This window comes from Pseudomonas gebzensis, from assembly GCF_034427815.1.
Classification (GTDB): Bacteria; Pseudomonadota; Gammaproteobacteria; order Pseudomonadales; family Pseudomonadaceae; genus Aquipseudomonas.
Genome location: NZ_JAXQNS010000005.1, coordinates 228321 through 250867, shown reverse-complemented (window position 1 = coordinate 250867; position 22547 = coordinate 228321). Strand labels below are relative to the sequence as shown.

General features: G+C 65.5%; 11 protein-coding genes. 5 read left to right on the top strand and 6 right to left on the bottom strand.

Annotated features, from left to right (window positions below):
- Positions 1–85 precede the first annotated feature (85 nt).
- Positions 86–2158 (top strand): PhoX family protein, encoded by a 2073-nt coding sequence (locus SJI00_RS11960; protein ID WP_322461918.1) that lies wholly within the window; start codon positions 86–88, stop codon positions 2156–2158.
- Between the two features lie 170 nt (positions 2159–2328).
- Positions 2329–4452: an HET-C-related protein gene (locus SJI00_RS11955; protein ID WP_322461917.1), complete on the top strand. Its 2124-nt coding sequence runs from the start codon at positions 2329–2331 to the stop codon at positions 4450–4452.
- A 39-nt stretch (positions 4453–4491) separates the two neighbouring features.
- Here SJI00_RS11955 and SJI00_RS11950 read toward each other — a convergent pair whose 3' ends face one another.
- Together SJI00_RS11950 and purL are read right to left on the bottom strand one after the other, a co-directional pair.
- The gene (locus tag SJI00_RS11950) at positions 4492–4803 is read right to left on the bottom strand and encodes a YqfO family protein (protein ID WP_322461916.1); all 312 of its coding nucleotides are present in this window, start codon (positions 4801–4803) and stop codon (positions 4492–4494) included.
- A gap of 3 nt (positions 4804–4806) precedes the next feature.
- Positions 4807–8706 (bottom strand): phosphoribosylformylglycinamidine synthase, encoded by a 3900-nt coding sequence (gene purL, locus SJI00_RS11945; protein WP_322461915.1) that lies wholly within the window; start codon positions 8704–8706, stop codon positions 4807–4809.
- A gap of 235 nt (positions 8707–8941) precedes the next feature.
- Here purL and mltF point away from each other — a divergent pair, with 235 nt between their 5' ends.
- The gene (gene mltF, locus SJI00_RS11940; protein ID WP_322461914.1) at positions 8942–10399 is read left to right on the top strand and encodes a membrane-bound lytic murein transglycosylase MltF; all 1458 of its coding nucleotides are present in this window, start codon (positions 8942–8944) and stop codon (positions 10397–10399) included.
- Between the two features lie 329 nt (positions 10400–10728).
- Here mltF and tadA read toward each other — a convergent pair whose 3' ends face one another.
- The 3 genes from tadA to SJI00_RS11925 all read right to left on the bottom strand — a co-directional run bounded on the left by tadA (position 10729) and on the right by SJI00_RS11925 (position 13350).
- Entirely contained in the window at positions 10729–11208 is a 480-nt protein-coding gene (gene tadA / locus SJI00_RS11935) for a tRNA adenosine(34) deaminase TadA (RefSeq protein WP_322461913.1), read from the bottom strand.
- Complete coding sequence (locus tag SJI00_RS11930) at positions 11208–12590, bottom strand: multicopper oxidase family protein (protein WP_322461912.1); 1383 nt, start codon at positions 12588–12590, stop codon at positions 11208–11210. The genes tadA and SJI00_RS11930 overlap by 1 nt, the downstream gene beginning before the upstream one ends.
- A gap of 154 nt (positions 12591–12744) precedes the next feature.
- Positions 12745–13350, bottom strand: coding sequence for a class I SAM-dependent methyltransferase (locus SJI00_RS11925; RefSeq protein WP_322461911.1), 606 nt, complete (start codon positions 13348–13350; stop codon positions 12745–12747).
- 394 nt (positions 13351–13744) lie between these two features.
- Between SJI00_RS11925 and SJI00_RS11920 the strand changes: the two genes are divergently transcribed.
- Positions 13745–19456 (top strand): beta strand repeat-containing protein, encoded by a 5712-nt coding sequence (locus tag SJI00_RS11920; protein ID WP_322461910.1) that lies wholly within the window; start codon positions 13745–13747, stop codon positions 19454–19456.
- A gap of 78 nt (positions 19457–19534) precedes the next feature.
- A complete protein-coding gene (locus SJI00_RS11915) occupies positions 19535–21367 on the top strand; it encodes an O-linked N-acetylglucosamine transferase, SPINDLY family protein (RefSeq protein WP_322461909.1) in 1833 nt (610 codons plus the stop codon).
- A 63-nt stretch (positions 21368–21430) separates the two neighbouring features.
- Here SJI00_RS11915 and SJI00_RS11910 read toward each other — a convergent pair whose 3' ends face one another.
- A complete protein-coding gene (locus SJI00_RS11910) occupies positions 21431–22300 on the bottom strand; it encodes an isocitrate lyase/PEP mutase family protein (RefSeq protein WP_322461908.1) in 870 nt (289 codons plus the stop codon).
- Positions 22301–22547 lie beyond the last annotated feature (247 nt).

Genomic DNA, 22547 nt, shown 5'->3' with positions numbered 1-22547 from the left:
GTGACCTGTTTCGGCGTCACAAAACCTTCATCACCGCGGCCTACAGTCGCGGTTTTCCGTCACGTCAAACCAGAAAGGACACCTGATGAGTCGAGCAAGCGGCGACAGCCTGGATCGCAACCTCAGCGGCAACCTGCCGATGGCCCAGGTCATGGAGGCTCGCCTGAGCCGACGCACGATGTTGCGTGGCAGCCTGGGCGCGGCCATCGCCATGATCGCAGGCGTCGGCCTCGGCGGCGCCCTACCGGCCCTAGCCAGCGTACCGTCATCGGCCGGCCCAAGCCCGGCGCCCGGCGGCTCGCCGTCGAACGCTCGCTCGCCCTCGGTCAGCCTTGGCTTTGAGTCCATCCCCGGCTCGCGCACCGACGGCTGTACCGTGGCCGCGGGTTACAGCGCCTACGTGCTGGCCCCCTGGGGCACCCCGCTCAACGGCACGGCCAAGCCCTGGCAAGCCGACGGCAGCAACAGCGCCAGCGATCAAGCCAATGCCATGGGCATGCACCATGATGGCATGCACTTCTTCCCCCTCGACGGCAGCGCCGAGGACGGCCTGCTGGCGATCAACTTCGAGTACATCGACCCGGCCGCCCTGCACCCTGCCGGACCGACCGTGGATGCCAACGGCAAGCGCCCGGTGGACGAGATCCGCAAGGAGATCAACGCCCACGGCGCCGGCGTGGTGCGCCTGAGCAAACGCCAGGGCCGCTGGCAGGTGGTCGACAACGACCCTCTCAACCGCCGCTTCACCACCGCCTCACGCATGGCCATCGCCGGCCCGCTGCGCGGCAGCGCGCACCTCTCGACCCGCTACTCGCCAGAGGCCAGTCACTGCCGCGGCACCAACAACAACTGCGGCAACGGCTACACGCCGTGGGGCACCTACCTGACCTGTGAAGAAAACTGGCCGGCCATTTTCGTCAACAAGGCCCCCTTACCGGCTGACCAGGCGCGCCTCGGCGTGTCCACCACGACCGGCCAGTACCGCTGGGAAAGTGCGGCGGGCGATGCCGGCGAAACGAACGACGAGTTTGCCCGCTTCGACATCACCCCTCGCGCAGGCCAGGCCAGCGAGGACTACCGCAACGAGGCCAGCACCTACGGCTACATCGTCGAGATCGACCCCTACGACGCCCGCACCCTGGCGACCAAGCGCACCGCGCTCGGGCGTTTCCGGCATGAAGGCTGCTGCCCCGGCATTGCCCAGCCGGGCAAGCCGCTGGTCTGGTACATGGGCGATGATTCCAACAACGAGTACTTGTACAAGTTCGTTTCCGACGCACTGTGGGACCCAGCCGATGCCACCCCGCGCGACCGCCTGGCCACCGGCGCCAAGTACCTCGACCACGGCAAGCTCTATGTGGCGCGTTTCGACGCCGACGGCCAGGGCGTGTGGCTGCTGCTCGATACGCCCAGCGCGACCACCGACGGCAGCACCCTGGGCAAGCGGTTCGGTGACCTGCCGGGGATCCTCCTCAATACCCGCGGCGCCGCCGATGCCCTGGGCGCCACGCCCATGGACCGCCCGGAATGGACCGCCGTCAACCCGCTCAATGGCGACGGCTACGTCACCCTGACCAACAACAGCGTGCGCACTGCCGACACGGTCAATGCCGCCAACCCACGGGGGCCGAACCGCCACGGCCATATCGTGCGCTGGCACGACAGCGACGATCAGCGCAGCTTCACCTGGGACATCTTCGTGTTCGGCGCCAACGCTGCTGGAAGCGCCGAGCTCAACCGCAGCGGCCTGACCGAGCACAACCAGTTCGCCAGCCCTGACGGCATGCGCTTCGATAGCCGCGGCGTGCTGTGGTTCGAAACGGACAACAGCGAGAGCAGCCTGACCGACTACACCAACGACCAGCTGCTGGCCGTGGTGCCGCAGCGCTTGCTGGATGCAGCCGGCAAGCCCGCGCCGATCAACGTCAGTAACCAGGCCGAGCTGCGGCGCTTTTTCGTCGGGCCCAACGGTTGCGAGGTCACCGGGCTCGCGTTCACACCTGACAACAAGACGCTGTTCGTCAACATCCAGCACCCGGCCAACTGGCCCTACAACGACAAGGCCACTGACGCGACACCGGCCGGCCAATCCGTACGACCGCGTTCGGCCACGGTGGTGATCCAGCGCGATGACGGCGGGGAAATAGGCACGGCCTGAGCGCTCGGCAGGCCTCGCGGCACACACTGCGGCAACCCGATCGCAACGGTGTCGCGCAGGCCTGGGCAGGCGGGCGACGCGGAACGCATTCCTCTTGAGGCAACATCCCCCGATTCATTCCGGTGCGGCAAGTTTCCATCCTGTTCGCCCGGAACGATCGAGGACGCCCCATGGCCCCCCTAAACGACAATGAGCAAAACCCCCTACCCACGCTGCACAGCACGTTCGCGCTCGAGCAGTTCAAAAGCAGTGCCCAGGGCCTGACGGCACAGCTGTTCACCCATCGATGGCGACCGCTGTTTGGCGCAGGCATCGAGCCCAAGCACTTCGTGCGACTGCACAAGTCGCTCCGAGACGATTCGCTCGGCAATGTAGCCTGCACGGTCAGCACCGCCATTGACTCGAGCACGGTCTATGACACTGAGCAAGGTGTCATCCAGGTCAGCCAAAGCGCAATCGAACAAGCACTGAGCGAACCGCAAGCCACCCCCTCACTGCTGCTCAGCCTGACCGATGGTTTCGCCTACTACATCAAAGCGGTGCTCGAGGATTACCAGCACACAGACGGCGATGCGCCAACGCCCACGCAAGTAGCACCCGATGGTTTTTCCACGCTATTTGTGCAGACCTTGCTGTTCTACAACACCCCCGTGCAATCGGGCACCGTGTTCGCCACCTACGTGCAAGGCAGCGAGGAACAGCCGCTGACGCTGTCGCTGGCGTCCGAGCCGCCCTACATCTTGGAATTCGGGTCAGGAACGGGCGATACGCACGGCCAGACCTCGTTCGGCCATGAGTCGATCGAGTACGTCCTCAACACCGTTGGTTTCGACAAAGCGCAGTGCAAGGCGATCTACTTCGGCAACTGGCTGCGCGATTACTCTCAAGTCATTGACCCCAAGCTCATCACGCCGCATGGGCAGGCTGCTGCCGATGCTACGGAAATTATTGCAGCGATCGCCAACGGCGAGCTCCCGCGAATCTCGCGCAAGAAACTCACCGCCATCGTCGATCTGTTCGCCCTGAAGGAATTCAACGACCTGCAAACCACGCCGCAGGGCCGTGAAGCGTACACGGTCACGCCAGAGCGCCTTGGGGTATACCTGGCCCATGAACACATCGACAACCCCACCACGCTCGATCCCAACGCCGAGGATCCCCGCACCATCGACCCAGCGTTCGGCCCGTTGATACTGCCTGGCGACATCCGCAACAAGGTCCTGCCCAAACGCTCCTTGAAACGCTACATCCGTCGGCCCATCGCCTACATGTCGAAGAAGATCAAAGCTGTAGAGCAGGCAGGCATGACCCCTGACGGCCTGCGCTATTTCGGCGAAGCGCTGCATGTACTGGAAGACTATTTCGCGCACTCCAACTACGTCGAACTGCTGCTCAGAAAGCTCGGACACGAGGATGTCCTGGTGTGGACCACTCGCATCGAGGACCGCAAGGAGTCCAGACATGAGTACCCGGTGATCACCGGCCTGTTCGGCACCCTGGATATCCTCAGCAGCGCACTCGACCCCCTGGCGGACCTGCTTTACCCCGCCGATACGCTTGCCCCGCAGAACCTCCCTGCCGGAGAACGCAGCGATTTTGACAAGGCCATGCTGATTCTGCTGGAAGATGAAGCGCAGCCGCTGTTGTCCCAGGCCTATCAGGCTTATCTGAGCGCGCGTGATGCATTGCAGGAGAACTCGCTCTTCAAGTTCATCAACCAGGCCAAGACCTTGATCGAACTGCCGAGCAAGACCATCGCGTACGCCACTGGCCTGATCAAGCGACCGCTCCTCAAATGGGCAGGGGATCATGTGGCCACGTTGCAGGTCCATCTGGACCGCGATCCGAACACCGATGCGTCCGCGTGGGCCACACATTCGCAGTTGGCCAAAGACCACGGAACCCATCCCTTCCACACGTTGGCGGTGCTGCTGGCCCGCGAGGCGGTCAGGGAGATGGGCCAGGCGATGTTCGATCACTGGAGCGGTGACGTTGCCCCGTCAGGCAGCCTGGTCGCGCTGGCAGAGAGCTTCATCGTTCACCCGAACGACTCCGAACGTTTCACAGACCTCGTGAACGAGTGGGCGCAGGGTAACGCGGACAAGATCGAGCAAGGCAAGTCGTTGGAAACGCTCAGGACGCTGCAAACCGATGAACTTGATCAGGTACTCAAGGACATCAACGGTGCACTGCAAGCGGCCGAGGAGCATGTCAACGAAATCGAGGAGTTGACCAACACCTCGTTCTGGACGTTTACCAACGTGCCAGACTTGGGGCCGGGATACAGCACTTGAGAGACCATTGCTCAGCATCTGACGATGCTGGGCAATGTTTCACAGGTCGAGCAAGCGCCATACTTCGTAGGCGGGCGTTTCGTAAGGATGGTGGGCTTTGAGCGCAGCCACCACCTGCGTGATCGCGTCACTGGCAACGACCAGCTCGACTTTCCATTCTTCAAGCCGCTCAACCTCGCCGACCCGCCCGGTGAACGGCTGGCTGCCATCCAACGAACGAAACTGGCCATGGCCAAGGGTCTGCCAGGCGCAGTGGTCGTAATTGCCGATGTGTCCGCCGCCGGCGGCGAACACAGCGGCCTTGACCGCCTCCACATGGCTGTCCGGCACGAAGAAGGCGAGCTTGTACACGCCTTAGTTCACCCACACCCGCGCATTGCGGAACATGCGCATCAGGGCCGCATCTTCCTGCCACTCGTCCGGGCGCCAGGAGTTCTGCACCGCGCGGAACACGCGCTCGGGGTGCGGCATCATGATGGTCACGCGGCCGTCGCGGCTGGTCAGGCCAGTAATGCCCCGTGGCGAACCATTGGGGTTGGCCGGGTAGGTTTCGGTGACCTTGCCGTGGTTGTCGACGAAGCGCAGGGCCACGCAGCCAGAGGCATCGGCTTGGAGCATGGCGCTTTCATTGCTGAACTCGGCATGCCCTTCACCGTGGGCGATGGCAATTGGCATGCGCGAACCGGCCATGCCGTCGAGGAAGATCGAGTTGGACTTCTGCACCTCGACCATCGCCACACGTGCCTCGAACTGCTCGGAGCGGTTGCGCACAAAGTGCGGCCAGTAGTCGGTGCCCGGAATCAGCTCGTGCAGGTTGGACATCATCTGGCAACCGTTGCACACGCCCAGGGCGAAGCTGTCGCCGCGCTCGAAGAAGGCCTGGAAGGCATCGCGGGCGCGGCTGTTGAACAACGCCGATTTGGCCCAGCCTTCACCGGCGCCCAGTACGTCGCCATAGGAGAAGCCGCCGCAGGCGACCAGGCCCTTGAACGCTTCGAAGTCGACGCGGCCGGCGAGAATGTCGCTCATGTGCACATCGACTGCCGCGAAACCTGCGCGGTCGAAGGCCGCTGCCATCTCGACCTGACCGTTGACGCCCTGCTCGCGCAGGATCGCCACTTGCGGCCGTACACCTTTCTTGATGTAGGGCGCCGCGATGTTGTCGTTGACGTCAAAGCCGAGCTTGACCGACAGGCCCGGGTTGTCTTCCACCAGCAGGGCGTCGAATTCCTGGTCGGCGCAGTCGGCGTTGTCGCGCAGGCGCTGGATCTGGTAGCTGGTCTCGGCCCACTGGCGTTGCAAGGTGGAGCGCTTGCCGCTGTAGAGCACGTCATCGCCCAGGCGAACGTAGATATCGTTGTTATTGATCGGCTGACCGATGACCGAGGCACAGTTCTCACCCAGGCCTGCTGCGCTGAACTGGCTCAGCACCACGGGGGTGGAATCGCGACGGACCTGAACGACCGCACCCAGCTCTTCGTTGAAGAGCACGGCGCAGGCCTTATCCTGGCTGCCGGTAAGGGTCTTGAGGTCGAGGTTCACACCGCAGTGGCCGGCGAAGGCCATTTCCAGCACGGTGGTCATCAGGCCACCGTCGGAGCGGTCGTGGTAGGCCAGCAGGTGGCCATCGGCATTGAGCCCCTGAATGACCGCGAAGAAGGCCTTGAGGTCTTCGGCGTTGTCGACGTCGGGGGCCTTGTCGGCCAGTTGACCATAGGTCTGCGCCAGGATCGAGGCGCCCATGCGGTTCTGCCCACGGCCCAGATCGATCAGGATCAGGTCGGTCTCGCCCTTGTCCATGCGCAACTGCGGGGTGAGGGTCTTGCGCACGTCGGTGACCGGGGCGAAGCCGGTGATGATCAGCGACATCGGCGAGGTCACGCTCTTGTCGACGCCCGCCTCGTTCCACTGGGTCTTCATCGACATCGAGTCTTTGCCGACCGGAATGGTGATGCCCAGCTCCGGGCACAGCTCCATGCCCACCGCCTTGACCGTGTCGTACAAGCGCGCGTCTTCGCCCGGGTGGCCGGCGGCAGACATCCAGTTGGCCGACAGTTTGATGTCCGACAGCTTGCCGATCTGCGCGGCAGCCATGTTGGTGATGGTTTCACCGATGGCCATGCGGCCCGAGGCCGGGGCATCGAGCAGGGCCAGCGGGGTACGCTCGCCCATGGCCATGGCTTCGCCGGTGTAGACATCGAAACTGGTGGCGGTGACTGCACAGTCGGCCACCGGCACCTGCCACGGGCCGACCATCTGGTCACGGGCCACAAGGCCGGTGATGGTGCGGTCGCCGATGGTGATCAGGAAGCTCTTGCTGGCGACGGCCGGGTGATTCAACACACGCTGCAGCGAGTCGTCCAGCTTCAGCGTGGCGGGATCGAAAGCGTCGCCAAGCTCGGCTTCACGGGTCGCCGAACGGTGCATGCGTGGCGGTTTGCCGAGCAATACGTCGAGGGGCATGTCCACCGGGGTGTTGTCGAAGTGGCGGTCGGTGACGGTGAGGTGCGGCTCTGCGGTGGCCTCGCCGACCACGGCGAACGGGCAGCGTTCACGTTCGCAGATCGCCTGGAAGCGCTCGAAATCGACGGCGCTCACGGCCAGCACGTAACGTTCCTGGGATTCGTTGCTCCAGATCTCGTGCGGGGCCATGCCCGGCTCGTCGTTGGGCACGTCACGCAGCTCGAAGCGGCCACCACGGCCGCCGTCGTTGACCAGTTCGGGCAGGGCATTGGAGATGCCGCCAGCGCCGACGTCGTGGATGAAGGCGATCGGGTTGCGCTCGCCCAGCTGCCAGCAGCGGTCGATGACCTCCTGGCAGCGGCGTTCCATTTCCGGGTTTTCCCGCTGCACCGAGGCGAAGTCCAGGTCTGCCGAGCTGGCGCCGGTTGCCACCGACGACGCGGCGCCGCCGCCCAGGCCGATGAGCATGGCCGGGCCGCCAAGCACGATCAGCTTGGCGCCGACGGTGATCTCGGCCTTCTGCACGTGGTCTTCACGGATGTTGCCCATGCCGCCGGCGAGCATGATCGGCTTGTGGTAGCCGCGCACTTCACTGCCGTGGGGGGTGTTGATCGACTGCTCGAAGGTACGGAAATAGCCGGTCAGGGCCGGACGGCCGAATTCGTTGTTGAACGCAGCGCCGCCCAGCGGGCCGTGGATCATGATGTCGAGGGCATCGACGATGCGCTCCGGCTTGCCATAGGCCTGTTCCCACGGCTGGGCGAAGCCCGGGATGCGCAGGTTGGACACGGTGAAGCCGGTCAGGCCGGCCTTGGGCTTGGCGCCACGGCCAGTGGCACCTTCGTCGCGAATTTCCCCGCCGGAGCCGGTGGAGGCGCCGGAGAACGGGGCGATGGCGGTCGGGTGGTTGTGCGTCTCGACCTTCATCAGGATGTGCACAGGTTCCTGCACCGCGCCGTATTCGCGGCTATCGGGGTTCGGGAAGAAACGCCCGGCCACGCTGCCGACGATGACCGAGGCGTTGTCTTTATAAGCCGAGAGCACGCCTTCGCTGTGCATCTGGTAGGTGTTCTTGATCATGCCGAACAGGCTTTTTTCCTGGGCCTGGCCGTCGATGTCCCAGGTGGCATTGAAGATCTTGTGTCGGCAATGCTCGGAGTTGGCCTGGGCGAACATCATCAGTTCGATGTCGTTGGGGTTGCGCTTGAGGCCCTGGAAGGCCTCGACCAGGTAGTCGACTTCGTCGTCGGCGAGCGCCAGGCCCAGGTCAATGTTGGCCTGGGCCAGGGCCGCGCGGCCACCGCCGAGCACATCGACCGAGGTCATCGGCCTGGGCTGGGCGTGGCTGAACAGGTCGGCGGCGTCTTCCAGGCGCGGCAGTACGCGCTGGGTCATGCGGTCGTGCAGCACCGCGGCGACCTCAGCAGCCTGGGCGTCGCTCAGCTCACCGGCCACGTAGTAGGCAATGCCCCGCTCCAGGCGCTCGATGCTCTGCAGCCCGCAGTTGTGGGCAATGTCGCTGGCCTTGCTGGCCCACGGCGAAATGGTGCCAAGCCGCGGCACGACCAGGAACAGGCGGCCCTGGGGCTCCTGCACGGCCACGCTTGGCCCGTACTTGAGCAGGCGCCCGAGCACCTGCTGCTGGTCGGCACTCAACTCGCCGTCAACGTCGGCAAAATGGGCGAATTCGGCATACAGGCCGGAAACAGCGGGGACTTTCTGGCTCAGTTGCTCGAGTAACTTACCGTGGCGAAAGGCAGAAAGGGCAGGAGCGCCGCGCAGGATCAACATCGTCGGGACAGCCTCAAGAAGGGGTGTGCTTGGAGGCCGGGCATTCTAGCCTAAGTCCGGCGAATTCGGCACCCGCCGCAGGGCAGAAAGCGCTGTCCGGATGCGGTAAAGGGCAACCGCAAGCGCTTCGCTGCCTGTACGGGTGGGTTGCGGCCGAGCGCTGGGCATTCGCTATCAGACAAGATCATCGTTGTCGAGATATGGCGAAACGGGCCCTTTGCGTATACTGCACCCCATGTTCGCCCACACTGCTTTGCGCCAGCGCTGCGCCAGATGGCTCATCGCAACCGGACTCTTCCTGATGCTCGGTGCCTGTGTTGAAAAACCCAGCACACTCGAACGCGTCAAGGAAGACGGCGTGCTGCGCGTCATCACCCGCAACAGCCCCGCCACGTACTTCCAGGACCGCAACGGTGAAACCGGCTTTGAATACGAGCTGGTCAAGCGCTTCGCCGACGAACTGGGCGTGGAACTGAAGATCGAAACCGCCGACAACCTCGATGACCTGTTCAGCCAACTGGGCCAACCCTCTGGCCCGGTGCTGGCCGCTGCCGGCCTGGTCAGCAGCGAGCAGCGCAAGGCCCAGGCGCAGTTCTCCCACGCCTACCTCGACGTCACGCCACAGGTCATCTACCGCAACGGTCGCCCGCGCCCCACCCAGCCCAGTGGCCTGGTCGGCAAGAAGATCATGGTGCTCAAGGGCAGCAGCCACGCCGAACAGCTGGCCGCACTGAAGAAACAGTACCCGGCATTGCAATACGAAGAATCCGACGCGGTCGAGGTGGTTGACCTGCTGCGCATGGTCGACGAAGGCCAGATCGACCTGACCTTGGTCGATTCCAACGAACTGGCCATGAACCAGGTGTATTTCTCCAATGTGCGCGTGGCGTTCGACCTGGGCGATGCCCGCGACCAGCGCTGGGCCTTGGCGGCCGGTGAAGACGTCAGCCTGCTCAACAAGATCAATGCCTTCCTCGATGAAGCGCAGAAGAACGGCACCCTGCAGCGCTTGAAAGACCGCTACTACGGGCACGTGGATGTGCTCGGCTACGTGGGCGCCTACACCTTTGCCCAGCACCTGCAGCAGCGCCTGCCCAAGTACGAAAAACAGTTCAAGGCCACTGCCAAGACCGAGCAGGTCGACTGGCGCCTGCTGGCCGCCATCGGCTATCAGGAATCGATGTGGCAGCCCGAAGTCACCTCCAAGACCGGCGTGCGCGGCCTGATGATGCTGACCCAGCGCACCGCTCAGGCCATGGGCGTGTCCAACCGCCTCGACCCGCGCCAGAGCATCATGGGCGGCGCCAAGTACTTCATGCTGGTCAAGGACCAGCTCGACGACAGCATCAAGGAACCGGACCGCACCTGGTTCGCCCTGGCGGGCTACAACGTCGGCAGTGGCCACCTGGAAGACGCCCGCACCCTGGCCAAGCGCGAAGGCCTGAACCCGAACAAATGGCTGGACGTGAAAAAGATGCTGCCGCGCCTGGCGCAGAAGCAGTGGTACAGCAAGACCCGCTACGGCTATGCCCGCGGTGGCGAGCCGGTGCACTTCGTGGCCAACATCCGCCGCTACTACGACATCCTCACCTGGGTGACCCAGCCGCAGCTCGAAGGCCAGCCGGCCGACGGCAACCTGCACCAACCCGGGGTGAGCAAGGACAAGCCGGCCGAGCAACCGGCCCAGCGTTGAGCGTGCAGTCGTCCGGTCTATCTACAGCGCTGGCGTAGAAGGCCTTGCTCCGACCCGGCATGCCCCCGGGTCAACGGGTCACTCCCAACGTCCGCACGGCGCACCGGACACCCTTAAGCCATTGACTCAAGGGGCCGGGCCGGCTGCGCCGGCCATCGCGGCTAAAGCTCCAGCACCGAGCGCGTTTCTTTCCAGGACAAGGCGCAGAGGGCAAACCGCATGGCCCTGCCCACCACGGTCTGTAGCCGCGGCTATTGCCGCGATGGGCGGCGCCGCCGCCCCAGTGCCTGCAACTCGATCTAAACGCGGCCCGGATTGCACCCGGCGCGCTACCCTTTGGCCCGACGCGCCTTGAAAAACGCACTCAACACCTGCCCGCACGCCTCGCCCAGTACCCCGCCTTCGACCATCACCCGATGGTTGAGGAACATCTGGTCGAAGAACTGCCCCTGGCTCTGCACCACACCCGCCTTCGGCTCGCTCGCCCCGAACACCACCCGCGCCACCCGCGCATGCACGATCAGCCCGGCGCACATGCTGCACGGCTCCAGGGTGACGTAAAGGGTGCTGCCCGGCAGCCGGTAGTTGCGCGCCGATTGCGCGGCGGCGCGGATGGCGACCATCTCGGCATGGGCGCTGGGGTCGCTGTCGAGGATCGGTCGGTTGAAGCCCTGGCCGATCACCTCGCCCTGCTGCACCAGCACCGCGCCCACCGGCACCTCGCCCAGCTCGGCGCCTTGTGCGGCAAGGGTCAGGGCCAAACGCATGAAGTCTTGATCGCGGCTGCGATCGATGATGAGCGGGCGCATCAGACCACCGCAATCGCAGCCATCAGGCCGGTTTCCATGTGGTCGATGACATGGCAGTGGAACATCCAGGTGCCGGGGTTATCGGCCACCAACGCCACCTGTGCGCGTTCGTTCTTGCCAAGCAGGTAGGTGTCGGTGAACCACGGCTCGCGGATCTCGTGGCGGTTGGAATTGATGACTTTGAAGCTCATGCCATGCAGGTGGATCGGGTGCTGGTACTGGGTCATGTTCTTCAGTTCGAAAATGTAACTCTTGCCCTTGTGCAGCGTGGCGATGGGGCGGTCGGCGCAGGTTTTATCGGTGATGTCCCAGGCTTGCCCGTTGATCTGCCAGAGGCTCGGTGGCCGGCCACTGTCGGTGGCTACCGAGACCTTGCCCGCCCACTCGAAATTGAAGTTGAGCTTCTCGGCGTTGGCCAGATCGGGCTCGGCGATGGGGTTGGCCGGCAGCGCCTTGGGCCAGTCGCTCGGGGCGTCGCTGCTGGCGACCGAGCGCAATGTGCCCAGGCGCACGAAGCCGTCGCGCAAGGAGATGTCTTCGCCTGCCTGGGGGATGCGAATGGCGAGGCAGATGCGCATGCCCGGGCCAAGCCAGTAGTCGTCCTCCAGGGGCCGTGGGGTGATGGGGTTGCCATCGAGGGCATAGATGCGCGCCTCGCAGTGGCCTTTGAGGTTGATACGGTAAGTCCAGGTGTTGTCCAGGTTGAGCAGGCGCACCCGCACCACCTGGCCGGCCGGTAGCTCGGTGACCGCATCGGCGTGGCCATTGATGGTGATCAGCCGGCCAGCGGTGCCGTTGCGCGCGGCCTCGCGAGGCACGCTGAAGGGCATGAAGGCGCCCTGCTCATCGACGTGCCAGGTTTTCAGGCTGAGCGTGCGTTCGTGAACAAAGCCGGTGGGCTCGCGCTCCTCGACGATCAACGGCCCGACCAAGCCGCGGCCCAGCTCCTCCGAGCTGCTGACGTGGGGGTGGTACCAGTAGCTGCCGGCGTCTGGCACGCGGAATTTGTAGTCGAAATACTCGCCTGGCTTGACCGGCAGCTGCGACACATAGGGCACGCCGTCCATCTCCAGGGGCAAGCGGATGCCGTGCCAATGGATGGTGGTCTCGACCGGCAGGTGGTTGATGAAGCGCACCCGTAGCCAGGTGCCTTGGCGCACGCGCAACTCGGTGCCTGGCGCGGAAGGGCCAAAGGCCCAGGCCTCGGTCTGATAGCCCGGCACCAGTTCGACGCTCAGGGGCGCGGCGATCAGCACGTAGTCATGCCCGGCGTTCTCGTCCTCGACCTTGCCTAGCCAGTACCGCGCTGTGCCCCCGGCGCCCAGGCCTACGACGGCCAGGCCACTCAGGCCGATGAGAATCTGTCGACGGGTAAAAGACATTGCGGCGGGCACCTCGTAGCGCGAAATCATTCTGCCAGCATGGCTGGCGATCGAAGGCGAATACGATACACCTGCATTTGCAAAACCTTAAATGAAGTCTGCCGTACAGCGCGGCCCAGAGCACGGTTGCATGATCGAGCCGGCTACGCCGCCCTCACCCCTCCGGGAAATGCTGCTTGGCAATCGCCACCACTTCTTCCTGGGTGATCGGCGCCACTGCCGCCACTGCCCACAGGTCGAAGGCCGGATAGGCCCGTTGTATCGGCAGCACCATGTCGAACCCCGCAGCCTGCAGCGAGCCGGTCAGCACGCGCTTGGTGAAGCCGCAGCGGTGGGCCATGTACAGGTTGCCGTTGGCCATGGCCGGGCGATGGCCGTAGAGGATGTCGATCGGCGCGATGGGGCCGGCCGGCGAACGGTAGGCCTCGTCGGTGAGCTTGTCTTCGGCGACCAGCGCGCACACCGACTGCAAGTCCGGACAGGTGATGATCACGAAACCGCCCGGCTTCAGGACCCGGCGAAACTCGGCCAAGGCCACCGGCACTTCGTGCGGGTAGAGGTGTTCGATGTTGTGGCTGGAGAACAGCGCATCCACCGAGGCATCGGCTACCCGGGACATGTCGGTCATGGTGCCGACGATGTCCGGGTTGACGCTCTGGTCGATGTCGAAACGCAGTTCCTGCCAATCCGCCGTGGCAAAGCCCTGGGTCGTGCCGCTCTTGTTCTTGGGACCGCAACCTACATGCAGAAAGGTTTTCACAAATCGGGTACTCGCAGCGCAAAGACAGGGAAGAAGACACAGACGCACGCCGCAAGACACGCGCTGCGTTCCGCGCACACTAGTGATGTGCCCAAGAGCGGTCAAGCCAGCCGATGACGCGGCTTGAAACCGCTCGACCACTCGTCGGACAGCCTCTTAACCCGTCTGCGACGGGCCTTGCGCGGCACGCCGCCAGGCCATGCCGTTAAAAGCTCAGCCTATAGATAGCTTGCTTTTTATAACCAAAAGACTGGAAACGGCAAAACGCCATCAACAAATATTCTTAATGTTTCGAAGGGCCGTGTCGCTAAACGATTGGGGGGCTACCGATTGACCCACCCAAGGCTACGGCGACAACGCTGGCAGCGCACTAAAACCTAGACAGGATGCGTTCATGAGCTACATCTCTTCGTTGACTCCAGCGCAAGTCGCTGCCTTGAGTACGACCACGATCGCCGGGCTGGCAACCCAGGACGTCGCGGCTCTGAGCACCGCTCAGATCGCCCAGATGACCACCGCGCAGATCGCCGTCATCAGCAAAACCAACATCGCCGTGCTGTCCACGACACAGTTGCCGGCACTGACCACTGCACAGATCGTTGCGCTGACCACTGCCCAGGTCACCGCGCTGAAAACCACCCAGGTTGCCGCCCTGACCACCACGCAAGTGGCGGCCATCGAAACGGTCGACATCGCTGCCCTGCCCGCCACCCTGGTGTCGAGCCTGACCACCGCGCAGACCGCCGCCCTCACCACGGCCCAGGTCGCGGCCCTGACCACCGCGCAAGTGGCCGCCTTGAAGACCACCCAGGTCGCCGCGCTGACCACCACCCAAGTGGCCGCCCTGGAAACCGCCGATGTGGCTGCGCTGAGTACGGCCAGCATCGTCGCCCTGACCACCGGCCAAGTGGCTGCGCTGACCAACGCGCAAATCGCCGCGCTGAAGGTCACGCAGGTCGCTGCCCTGGAAAACGCCGACCTGGCGGCACTGACCACCGCGCAAGTCGTGGCCCTGACCACCGCGCAGGTCGCGGCCCTCAAGGCCACCCAGGTGGCCGCTCTGACCACCGCTCAGGTTGCCGCCCTGGAAGTGGCCGACATCGCTGCCCTGCCAGCCACCAGCGTTGCCGCCCTGACCACCGCACAAACCGCGGCGCTCACCACAGCCCAGGTCGTGGCCTTGACCACTGCCCAGGTCGCCGCGCTCAAGCCTGCCCAGGTCGCCGCCCTGACCACCACGCAAGTGGTCGCTCTGGAGCCCAGTGACCTGGCCGCGCTCACCACCGCCGGCGTCGTCGCCCTGACCACAGCCCAGGTGGCCGCCCTCACCAGCGCCCAGGTGGCCGCGCTCAAGCCCGCACAGGTGGCGGCCATGACGACCGCTGACGTCGCGGCACTGACCACCGCGCAAGTGGTGGCGCTGACCACCGCCCAAGTGGCTACCCTGACCACCGCGCAAGTCGCCGCCCTCACCACCACACAAGTGGCGGCCCTGGAAACCGCCGACATCGCTGCCTTGACCAACCCGAGTGTGGTGGCGCTGACCACCGCTCAGGTCGCCGCCCTCACCACCGCCCAGGTAGCCGCGCTGAAACCGGCGCAGATCGCCGCCATGCAGACGGCCGATGTGGCTTCGCTGACCACCGCGCAGGTGGTGGCACTGACCACCGCCCAGGTCGCAGCCCTGACCACCGCCCAGGTGGCCGCCCTGACCACCACGCAGGTGGCGGCCATGGAGACGGCCGATATCGCTGCCCTGCCGATCACCAGCGTGGCAGCGCTGACCACCGCGCAAGCCGCCGCCTTGACCACCGCGCAAGTGGTGGCCCTGACCACGGCCCAGGCCGCAGCACTCAAACCGGCCCAGGTGGCCGCACTGACCACCGCCCAAGTGGCCGCCCTGCAGGCTGCTGACCTGGCCTCGCTGTCCACCGCCAGTGTCGTTGCACTGACCACGGCGCAAGTCGCGGCGCTGACCACCGCGCAAGTCGCGGCGCTCAAGAGCACCCAGGTTGCGGCCATGGAAACCGCGGATGTCGCCGCCCTGACCACTGCCCAGGTCGCGGTGCTGACCACCGCCCAGGTGGCGGCCCTGACCACCGCGCAAGTAGCAGCCCTGACCACTGACCAAGTGGCCGCCCTGACCGTCGCCGACATCGCCGCCCTGCCGATCAATAGCGTGGCCGCGCTGACCACCGCCCAGGCGGCGGCCCTGACCACCGCGCAAGTGGTGGCCTTGACCACCGCTCAAGTGGCCGCCCTGAAACCCACGCAAGTGGCTGCACTGACCACCACCCAGATCGCTGCCATGCAGCCGGTGGACGTGGCCATGCTCAGCAACGCCAGTGTCGTGGCCCTGACCACCGCGCAAGTGGCTGCCCTCACCACCGCCCAGGTCGCGGCCCTGAAGCCGACCCAGGTGGCGGCCATGGAAACCGCTGATGTGGCGGCATTGACCACTGCACAGGTGGTGGCGCTGACCACTGCCCAGGTCGCAGCCCTCACCACCGCGCAAGTCGCTGCCTTGACCACCACCCAGGTGGCGGCCATTGAAACCGCCGACATCGCGGCGCTGACCACTGCAGGTGTCGTGGCCTTGACCACGGCGCAGGTCGCCGCCTTGACCACCGCGCAGGTGGCCGCACTGAAGCCGGCGCAAGTCGCTGCCATGCAGACCGTCGATGTCGCCGCGCTGACCACCGCACAAGTGGTGGCCCTGACCACCGCCCAGGTGGCCGCCCTGACCACGGCGCAAGTGGCGGCGCTCACCACCACACAAGTGGCGGCCATGGAAACGGCCGACATCGCCGCGCTGACCGTCAATAGCATCGCTGCCCTGACCACCGCGCAAACCGCAGCGCTGACCACCGCCCAGGTCGTGGCCCTGACCACCGCCCAGGTGGCAGCCCTGAAACCAGCCCAGGTCGCGGCCCTGACCACCACCCAAGTGGCGGCCCTGCAGACCGTTGACGTCGCGGCCCTGACCAGCGCCGGGATCGTCGCGCTGACCACCGCGCAAGTCGCGGCGCTCACCACCGCTCAAGTCGCCGCGCTCAAGCCGACCCAGGTCGAAGCCCTGGAAACGGCCGATGTGGCGGCGCTGACCACCGCGCAAGTGGTGGCCTTGACCACGGCCCAGGTCGCTGCACTCAAGCCCACCCAGATCGCCGCCCTCACCACCACACAAGTGGCGGCGCTCGAAGCGGTCGATGTGGCCGCGCTGACCACCGCCCAGGTCGTCGCCCTGAGCACCGCTCAAGTGGCCGCGCTGACCGTGGCCCAGGTCGCGGCGCTTAAACCCACGCAGATCGTGGCCATGGAAAACGCTGACCTCGCGGCGCTCACCACCGCCCAGGTCGTCGCCTTGACCACCGCTCAGGTCGCAGCGCTCAAACCGACCCAGGTCGCAGCCCTGACCACCACGCAAGTGGCGGCCTTGGAAACCGCTGACGTGGCGGCGCTGAGCATCACCAGCATCGCTGCCCTGACCACGGCGCAGACCGCCGCACTGACCACCGACCAGATCGTGGCCCTGACCACCGCCCAGGTGGCGGCGCTCAAGGCCGCCCAGGTCGGCGCACTGACCACCACGCAAGTGGCGGCCATGCAGCCGGTCGACCTGGCCTCGTTGAGCACGGCGGGCATCACCGCCCTGACCACGGCGCAGGTTGCCGCGCTGACCACCGCCCAGGTGGCCGCGCTCAAACCCACGCAGTTGGCCGTGATGACCACCGCCGATGTCGCGGCCCTGACCACCGCGCAAGTGGTGGCCCTGGGCACCGCACAAGTGGCGGCCTTGACCACCGGCCAAGTGGCCGCATTGACCACCACGCAGGTCGCGGCCCTGGAGACCGCCGACCTCGGCGCGCTCACCACCGCCGGCATCGTTGCCCTGACGACGGCCCAGGTCGCGGCGCTCACCACCGCGCAGGTCGCGGCGCTCAAACCCGCGCAACTGACGGCCATGCAGACTGTCGATGTCGCCGCTCTGACCACCGCCCAGATCGTGGCCCTGACCACCGCGCAGATGAGCGCCTTCACCACCGCGCAGATCGCGGCCTTGACCACCGCGCAAGTGGCGGCGCTGGAAACCGCAGACCTTGCCGCGCTACCGGCCAACAGCATCGGCGCACTGACCACCGCGCAAACCGCGGCCCTGACCACTGATCAGGTGGTGGCCTTGACCACGGCGCAAGTGGCCGCGCTCAAGCCTGCGCAAGTGGCTGCCCTGACTACCACGCAAGTGGCGGCCATGCAGACCGTCGATGTTGCCGCGCTGAGCAGCGCCAGTATCGTCGCGCTCACCACCGCGCAAGTGGCGGCCCTGACCACGGCGCAAGTGGCCGCGCTCAAACCCACGCAGATCACCGCAATGGAAAACGCCGACCTCGCCGCCCTGACCACCGCACAGGTGGTGGCGCTGAGCACCGCGCAGATCGCCGCGCTCAAACCCGCGCAGATCGCAGCCCTGACCACCACGCAAGTGGCGGCACTGGAAAACGCCGACCTTGCGGTGCTGAGCAACGCACAAGTGGTGGCCCTGACCACCGCCCAGGTGGCGGCGCTGACCACGGCGCAGATCGGTGCCCTCAAGGCCACGCAGATCAGCGCCATGGAAACCGCTGACATCGCCGCCTTGACCACCGCGCAAGTGGTGGCCCTGAGCACCGCCCAGGTCTCGGCCCTGACCACCGCCCAGGCCGCAGCCCTCACCACCACGCAGATCGCGGCACTGGAAACCACCGACGTCGCGGCCCTGTCGCTGGCCAGCGTGGCCAGCCTGACCACCGCGCAGACCGCCGCGTTGACCACTGCCCAGGTGGTAGCCCTGAGCACCGCCCAGGTGGCCGCGCTCAAGGTCACGCAGATCGCGGCCCTGACCACCACGCAAGTGGCGGCCTTGGAAACGGCCGACATCGCCGCGCTCACTGCCCCGCAACTGGTGGCGTTGAGCACTGCGCAGGTGGCGGCCCTGACCACCGCCCAGATCGTCGCCCTCAAGCCGACTCAGTTCGCTGCCCTGGAAACGGCCGACGTCGCGGCACTGACCACCACGCAGATCGTGGCCATCGAAACGGCTGACATGGCCGCACTGACCACCGCCCAGGTGGCGGCACTGACCACGGCCCAGGCTGCTGCACTGACCACCGCGCAGTTGTCGCACCTGTCGATGAACCAGGTCGACGCCTTCACCAGCGCGCAGTTGCAAGCCATGAGCGCCACGCAGATCGACGCCCTGGCGTTGTCCACACCGCTGGTGCTCGACCTCAACGGTGACGGCGTGCAAACCCAGCATCTGCGCAGCGGGGTGCAGTTCGACCTCAACGCCGACGGCCACAAGGAAACCACCGGCTGGGCCAGCGGCGGTGACGGCCTGCTGGTGCTCGACCGCAACGGCGACGGCCAGGTCAATGACGGCAGCGAGCTGTTCGGCTCGTCGTTCCGCCTGCCCGACGGTTCCCTGGCCAAGGACGGCTTCGAAGCACTGGCCAGCCTGGACAGCAACCATGATGGCGTGGTCAACGTCTCCGATGCGCTGTTCTCGTCGCTGCAAGTGTGGGTCGATAGCAACAACGACGGCGTCACCGATGCTGGCGAGCTGCACAGCCTGCACGACCTGGGCATCACTCAGTTCAACCTGGATGCGCACAAGACCGCCGAGCTCAACCACGGCAACCTGATCGGCCTGAACGGCAGCTTCGAGACCAGCGACGGCCAGAGCCACACCATCGCCGATGTGTGGTTCCGCACCGATGGCAATGGCGCGCAGTCGATCGACCTGACCCAGGTGGATGTCAAAGCGCTCGGCGGCCAGGTGCTCAACCACCTGGACCTGGCGGCGGACAACGGCCAGGCCACCAGCCTGACGGTGGACGCTGCCGCGGTAGCAGCCCTGGGCCACGCCACCGAAGCCGGCAACGGCGCGGCGGCACCGGTGCAACTGATCGTCGACGGCAACAGCAATGACAGCGTGAACATCACCGGCGATGCCGGCCAGTGGCAGGCGGCGGGCACCACGCAGGTGGACGGCGCCAGCTACAACGTGTTCAACGACGGCGACGTGCAATTGTTGGTGGCTACCGATGTGCAGACTTGGATTCACTGATCGTCAGTGTTAAACCTTGACTGACCTGATACCGGGCTCGAAAGAGCTCGGTATTTTTTTATGGAGACCCTGGCACCCATGCCAATCGATCCCCTGCAAAGCCCCGACCTCGACAGCGTGCGGGCCACCGCCTTGCAACGCATAGAACGCCTGGCGCTCGAGCCGATGCAGCTGCTGGACGTGGCCGAACGGCTCAACGCCGCGCAGCGCCCGCATGATGTCGCGGCGCTGTACCAGCACTGGCTGCGCCATTGCCAGTCGTCGGTCAACTACATCATCCAGTTCAACCTCGGCGCGACCCTGACCCAACTGGGCCAGTGGCTCGAGGCCGAACAGGCCTACCGCGCGGCCATCGCGCAGAATCCACAGTTTGCCCAGGCCTGGTTCAACCTCGGCACCCTGCAGGAACGCCAACAGCAGCCGCAGTTGGCCCTGGCCACCTGGCAGGCGGTGCTCGATCAACGCCTGGTGGATACGCCGCAAAGCCGTGAGCTGTATCTGATGACCTGCAACGCCATCGGCCGCCTGAGCGAAGAAACCCGCCAGCTGCAGGCTGCCGAAGCGGCGCTGGCCGCCAGCCTGGCCGCCGCGCCGGCGCAGCCCAAAGTGATCCAGCATTGGGTGCACCTGCGCCAGAAGCAGTGCGTGTGGCCGGTCTATGCGCCGCCCGCCGGGCTGACCCGGGGCGACTTGCTCAAGGCTTCGTCACCCCTGGCGCTGCTGGCCGCCAGTGATGATCCAGGCCTGCAACTGGCCGCAGCCATGCGTTTCGTGCGCGAACGGGTCAAGGTGCCGGCCGCCACCCTGGCGCCCAGCCAAGGCTACGGCCACGGCAAGCTGCGCATCGGTTTCCTGTCGTCGGACTTCTGCCTGCATGCGGTGTCGTTGCTGACCGTGGAGCTGTTCGAGCTGATCGACCGCGAGCAGTTCGAGGTGTACGGCTTCTGCTGGAGCCGCGAGGACGGCTCGCCGCTGCGCGAGCGGGTCAAGCAGGCCATGGACCACTTCGTGCGCATCGCAGACCTCGATGACCTGGCCGCTGCGCAGTGCATCCGCCGCCATGAAATCGACATTCTCATCGACCTGCATGGCCTCACCGCCGGCGCCCGCCCGAACATCCCCGCGCTGCGCCCGGCACCGGTGCAGATGACCTACCTGGGCTTTCCCGGCAGCACCGGCCTGCCGGGTATCGACTACGTGATTGCCGACCGCTACCTGATCCCCGACAGCGAGCAGCCCTTCTACAGCGAAACGCCGCTGTACCTGGCGCAGATCTACCAGTGCAGCGACCGCCAGCGCCCGGTGGCTGCGCTGCCGAGCCGCGCCGAGTGCGGGCTGCCGGATGATCGCTTCGTGTTCTGCTCGTTCAACAACAACTACAAGTTCAACGAGCCGGTGTTCGACTGCTGGATGCGCATCCTTCAGCGCACCCCCAACAGCGTGCTCTGGCTTCTGGCCGACAACCCCTGGGCGCAAGCCAACCTGTGCGCGCGCGCAGCCGAACAGGGCGTCGACCCGCAGCGCCTGCTGTTCGCCCCACGCGTGCCGCCCTCGCAGTACCTGGCGCGCTACAGCGCCGCCGACCTGTTCCTCGACACCTACCCGTTCAACGCCGGCACCACCGCCAACGATGCGCTGTGGATGGGTTTGCCGGTGTTGACCCGCTCCGGGCGCACCTTTGCCTCGCGCATGGCTGGCAGCCTGCTGACGTCATTGGGGTTACCGGAGCTGATCTGCCACTCGCTAGAGGCCTATGAAGACCGCGCGGTCGAGCTGGCCAGCCATGGAGCGCGCCTGAAGGTGCTGCGCGAGCGGTTGAAATCGGGGCGTGAAACGTCGGTGCTGTTCGACTCGCCGCGTTTCGTGCGCGATTTCGAAGACGCGCTCAAGCGCGTGGCGCCGGGTGTCTGAGGCGCGAGGGTGCGCCGGTCGCACGCCAGACCACGCGCGACCAGCAGGGGCATGAAGACGGGATCACTCCTCGACGTTCATGTATTCCTTGGCCCAGCGGATATAGTCCTCAGGCTGGGTGTAGGTGTGCGACAGCTCGGTAGCACTGAGGTTTTCCGAGCGGTTCTGCTGGCCGCGTTGCAGGCGCAGGCAGTCATAGGTGGCCTTGATCGCGGCGAAGTAGGCCGCGTGGCCATCGACCACGATGCGCACGCCCAGCTCGGCCAGGCGCTGGTCGTCGCGCAGGTTCGGGTTGCCATAGCTGACCAGCATCAACGGCACGCTGAGGTGGCGGGAAATCTGTTCGAGGTGGTCGAAGTCCTTGATGCCGACCATGCAGATGCCATCGGCGCCAGCCTTCTGGTAGCTCTGCGTGCGGTGGATGACTTCTTCGGTACTCAAGACCCCGGCATTGGTGCGGGCGATGATCGCCATGGCCGAGTCGACCCGGGCCTCGATGGCCGCGCGGACCTTGCCCACACCCTCATCGACCGAGATCAGGTCGGTCGACTTGCGGCCGAATTGCGCCGGCAGCAACGTGTCTTCGATGGTCAGGGCGCTGACACCTGCGCGCTCCAGCTCGATCACCGTGCGCATCACGTTCAGCGCGTTGCCGTAGCCATGGTCGGCATCGGCGAGGAACGGCAACTGCGCGACGCGGCCGATGCGAGTGGCCTGCTCGACGAACTCGCTCAGGGTGATCAGGGCGAAATCGGGGGCGGCCAGCACCTGCAAGGAGGCGACCGAGCCGCCAAGAATACCGACCTCAAAGCCCAGGTCAGCGGCGATACGCGCCGACATGGGGTCGAACACCGAGGCGGTGTGGTAGCAGGAATCCGATTCGAGCAACTGGCGGAACGCAAAACGCAGATCGTGGTGGGAAGCCTTGGGCATGGTCACTCCGCTGTAACGTCAAATTTGAACTGGCTCCCAGAGCCGGCCTTGCCGACCTGTTCCAATCATTGCCATGGGATGCACTCCATGCACAGCATGCAGGCAGGGAATAGAAAATGTGGGATACAGCAGTGGGAAATCGCGTGACAAATCGCTGCACCAAGGTGGTGCAAAGCCAGTGATTCCGCTTGTTTGGCGCTGCCAAGATAGCACGCAGCCATGTTTCAAAAGATGAAAGGGGTTATGC

What these genes read in the sequence shown, in the direction of transcription:
- SJI00_RS11910 (WP_322461908.1), bottom strand. Translation starts at nt 22,300, where the DNA reads ATGCCCAAGGCTTCCCACCACGATCTGCGTTTTGCGTTCCGCCAGTTG.
- SJI00_RS11920 (WP_322461910.1), top strand. Translation starts at nt 13,745, where the DNA reads ATGAGCTACATCTCTTCGTTGACTCCAGCGCAAGTCGCTGCCTTGAGT.
- SJI00_RS11955 (WP_322461917.1), top strand. Translation starts at nt 2,329, where the DNA reads ATGGCCCCCCTAAACGACAATGAGCAAAACCCCCTACCCACGCTGCAC.
- purL (WP_322461915.1), bottom strand. Translation starts at nt 8,706, where the DNA reads ATGTTGATCCTGCGCGGCGCTCCTGCCCTTTCTGCCTTTCGCCACGGT.
- SJI00_RS11930 (WP_322461912.1), bottom strand. Translation starts at nt 12,590, where the DNA reads ATGTCTTTTACCCGTCGACAGATTCTCATCGGCCTGAGTGGCCTGGCC.
- SJI00_RS11915 (WP_322461909.1), top strand. Translation starts at nt 19,535, where the DNA reads ATGCCAATCGATCCCCTGCAAAGCCCCGACCTCGACAGCGTGCGGGCC.
- SJI00_RS11960 (WP_322461918.1), top strand. Translation starts at nt 86, where the DNA reads ATGAGTCGAGCAAGCGGCGACAGCCTGGATCGCAACCTCAGCGGCAAC.
- tadA (WP_322461913.1), bottom strand. Translation starts at nt 11,208, where the DNA reads ATGCGCCCGCTCATCATCGATCGCAGCCGCGATCAAGACTTCATGCGT.
- mltF (WP_322461914.1), top strand. Translation starts at nt 8,942, where the DNA reads ATGTTCGCCCACACTGCTTTGCGCCAGCGCTGCGCCAGATGGCTCATC.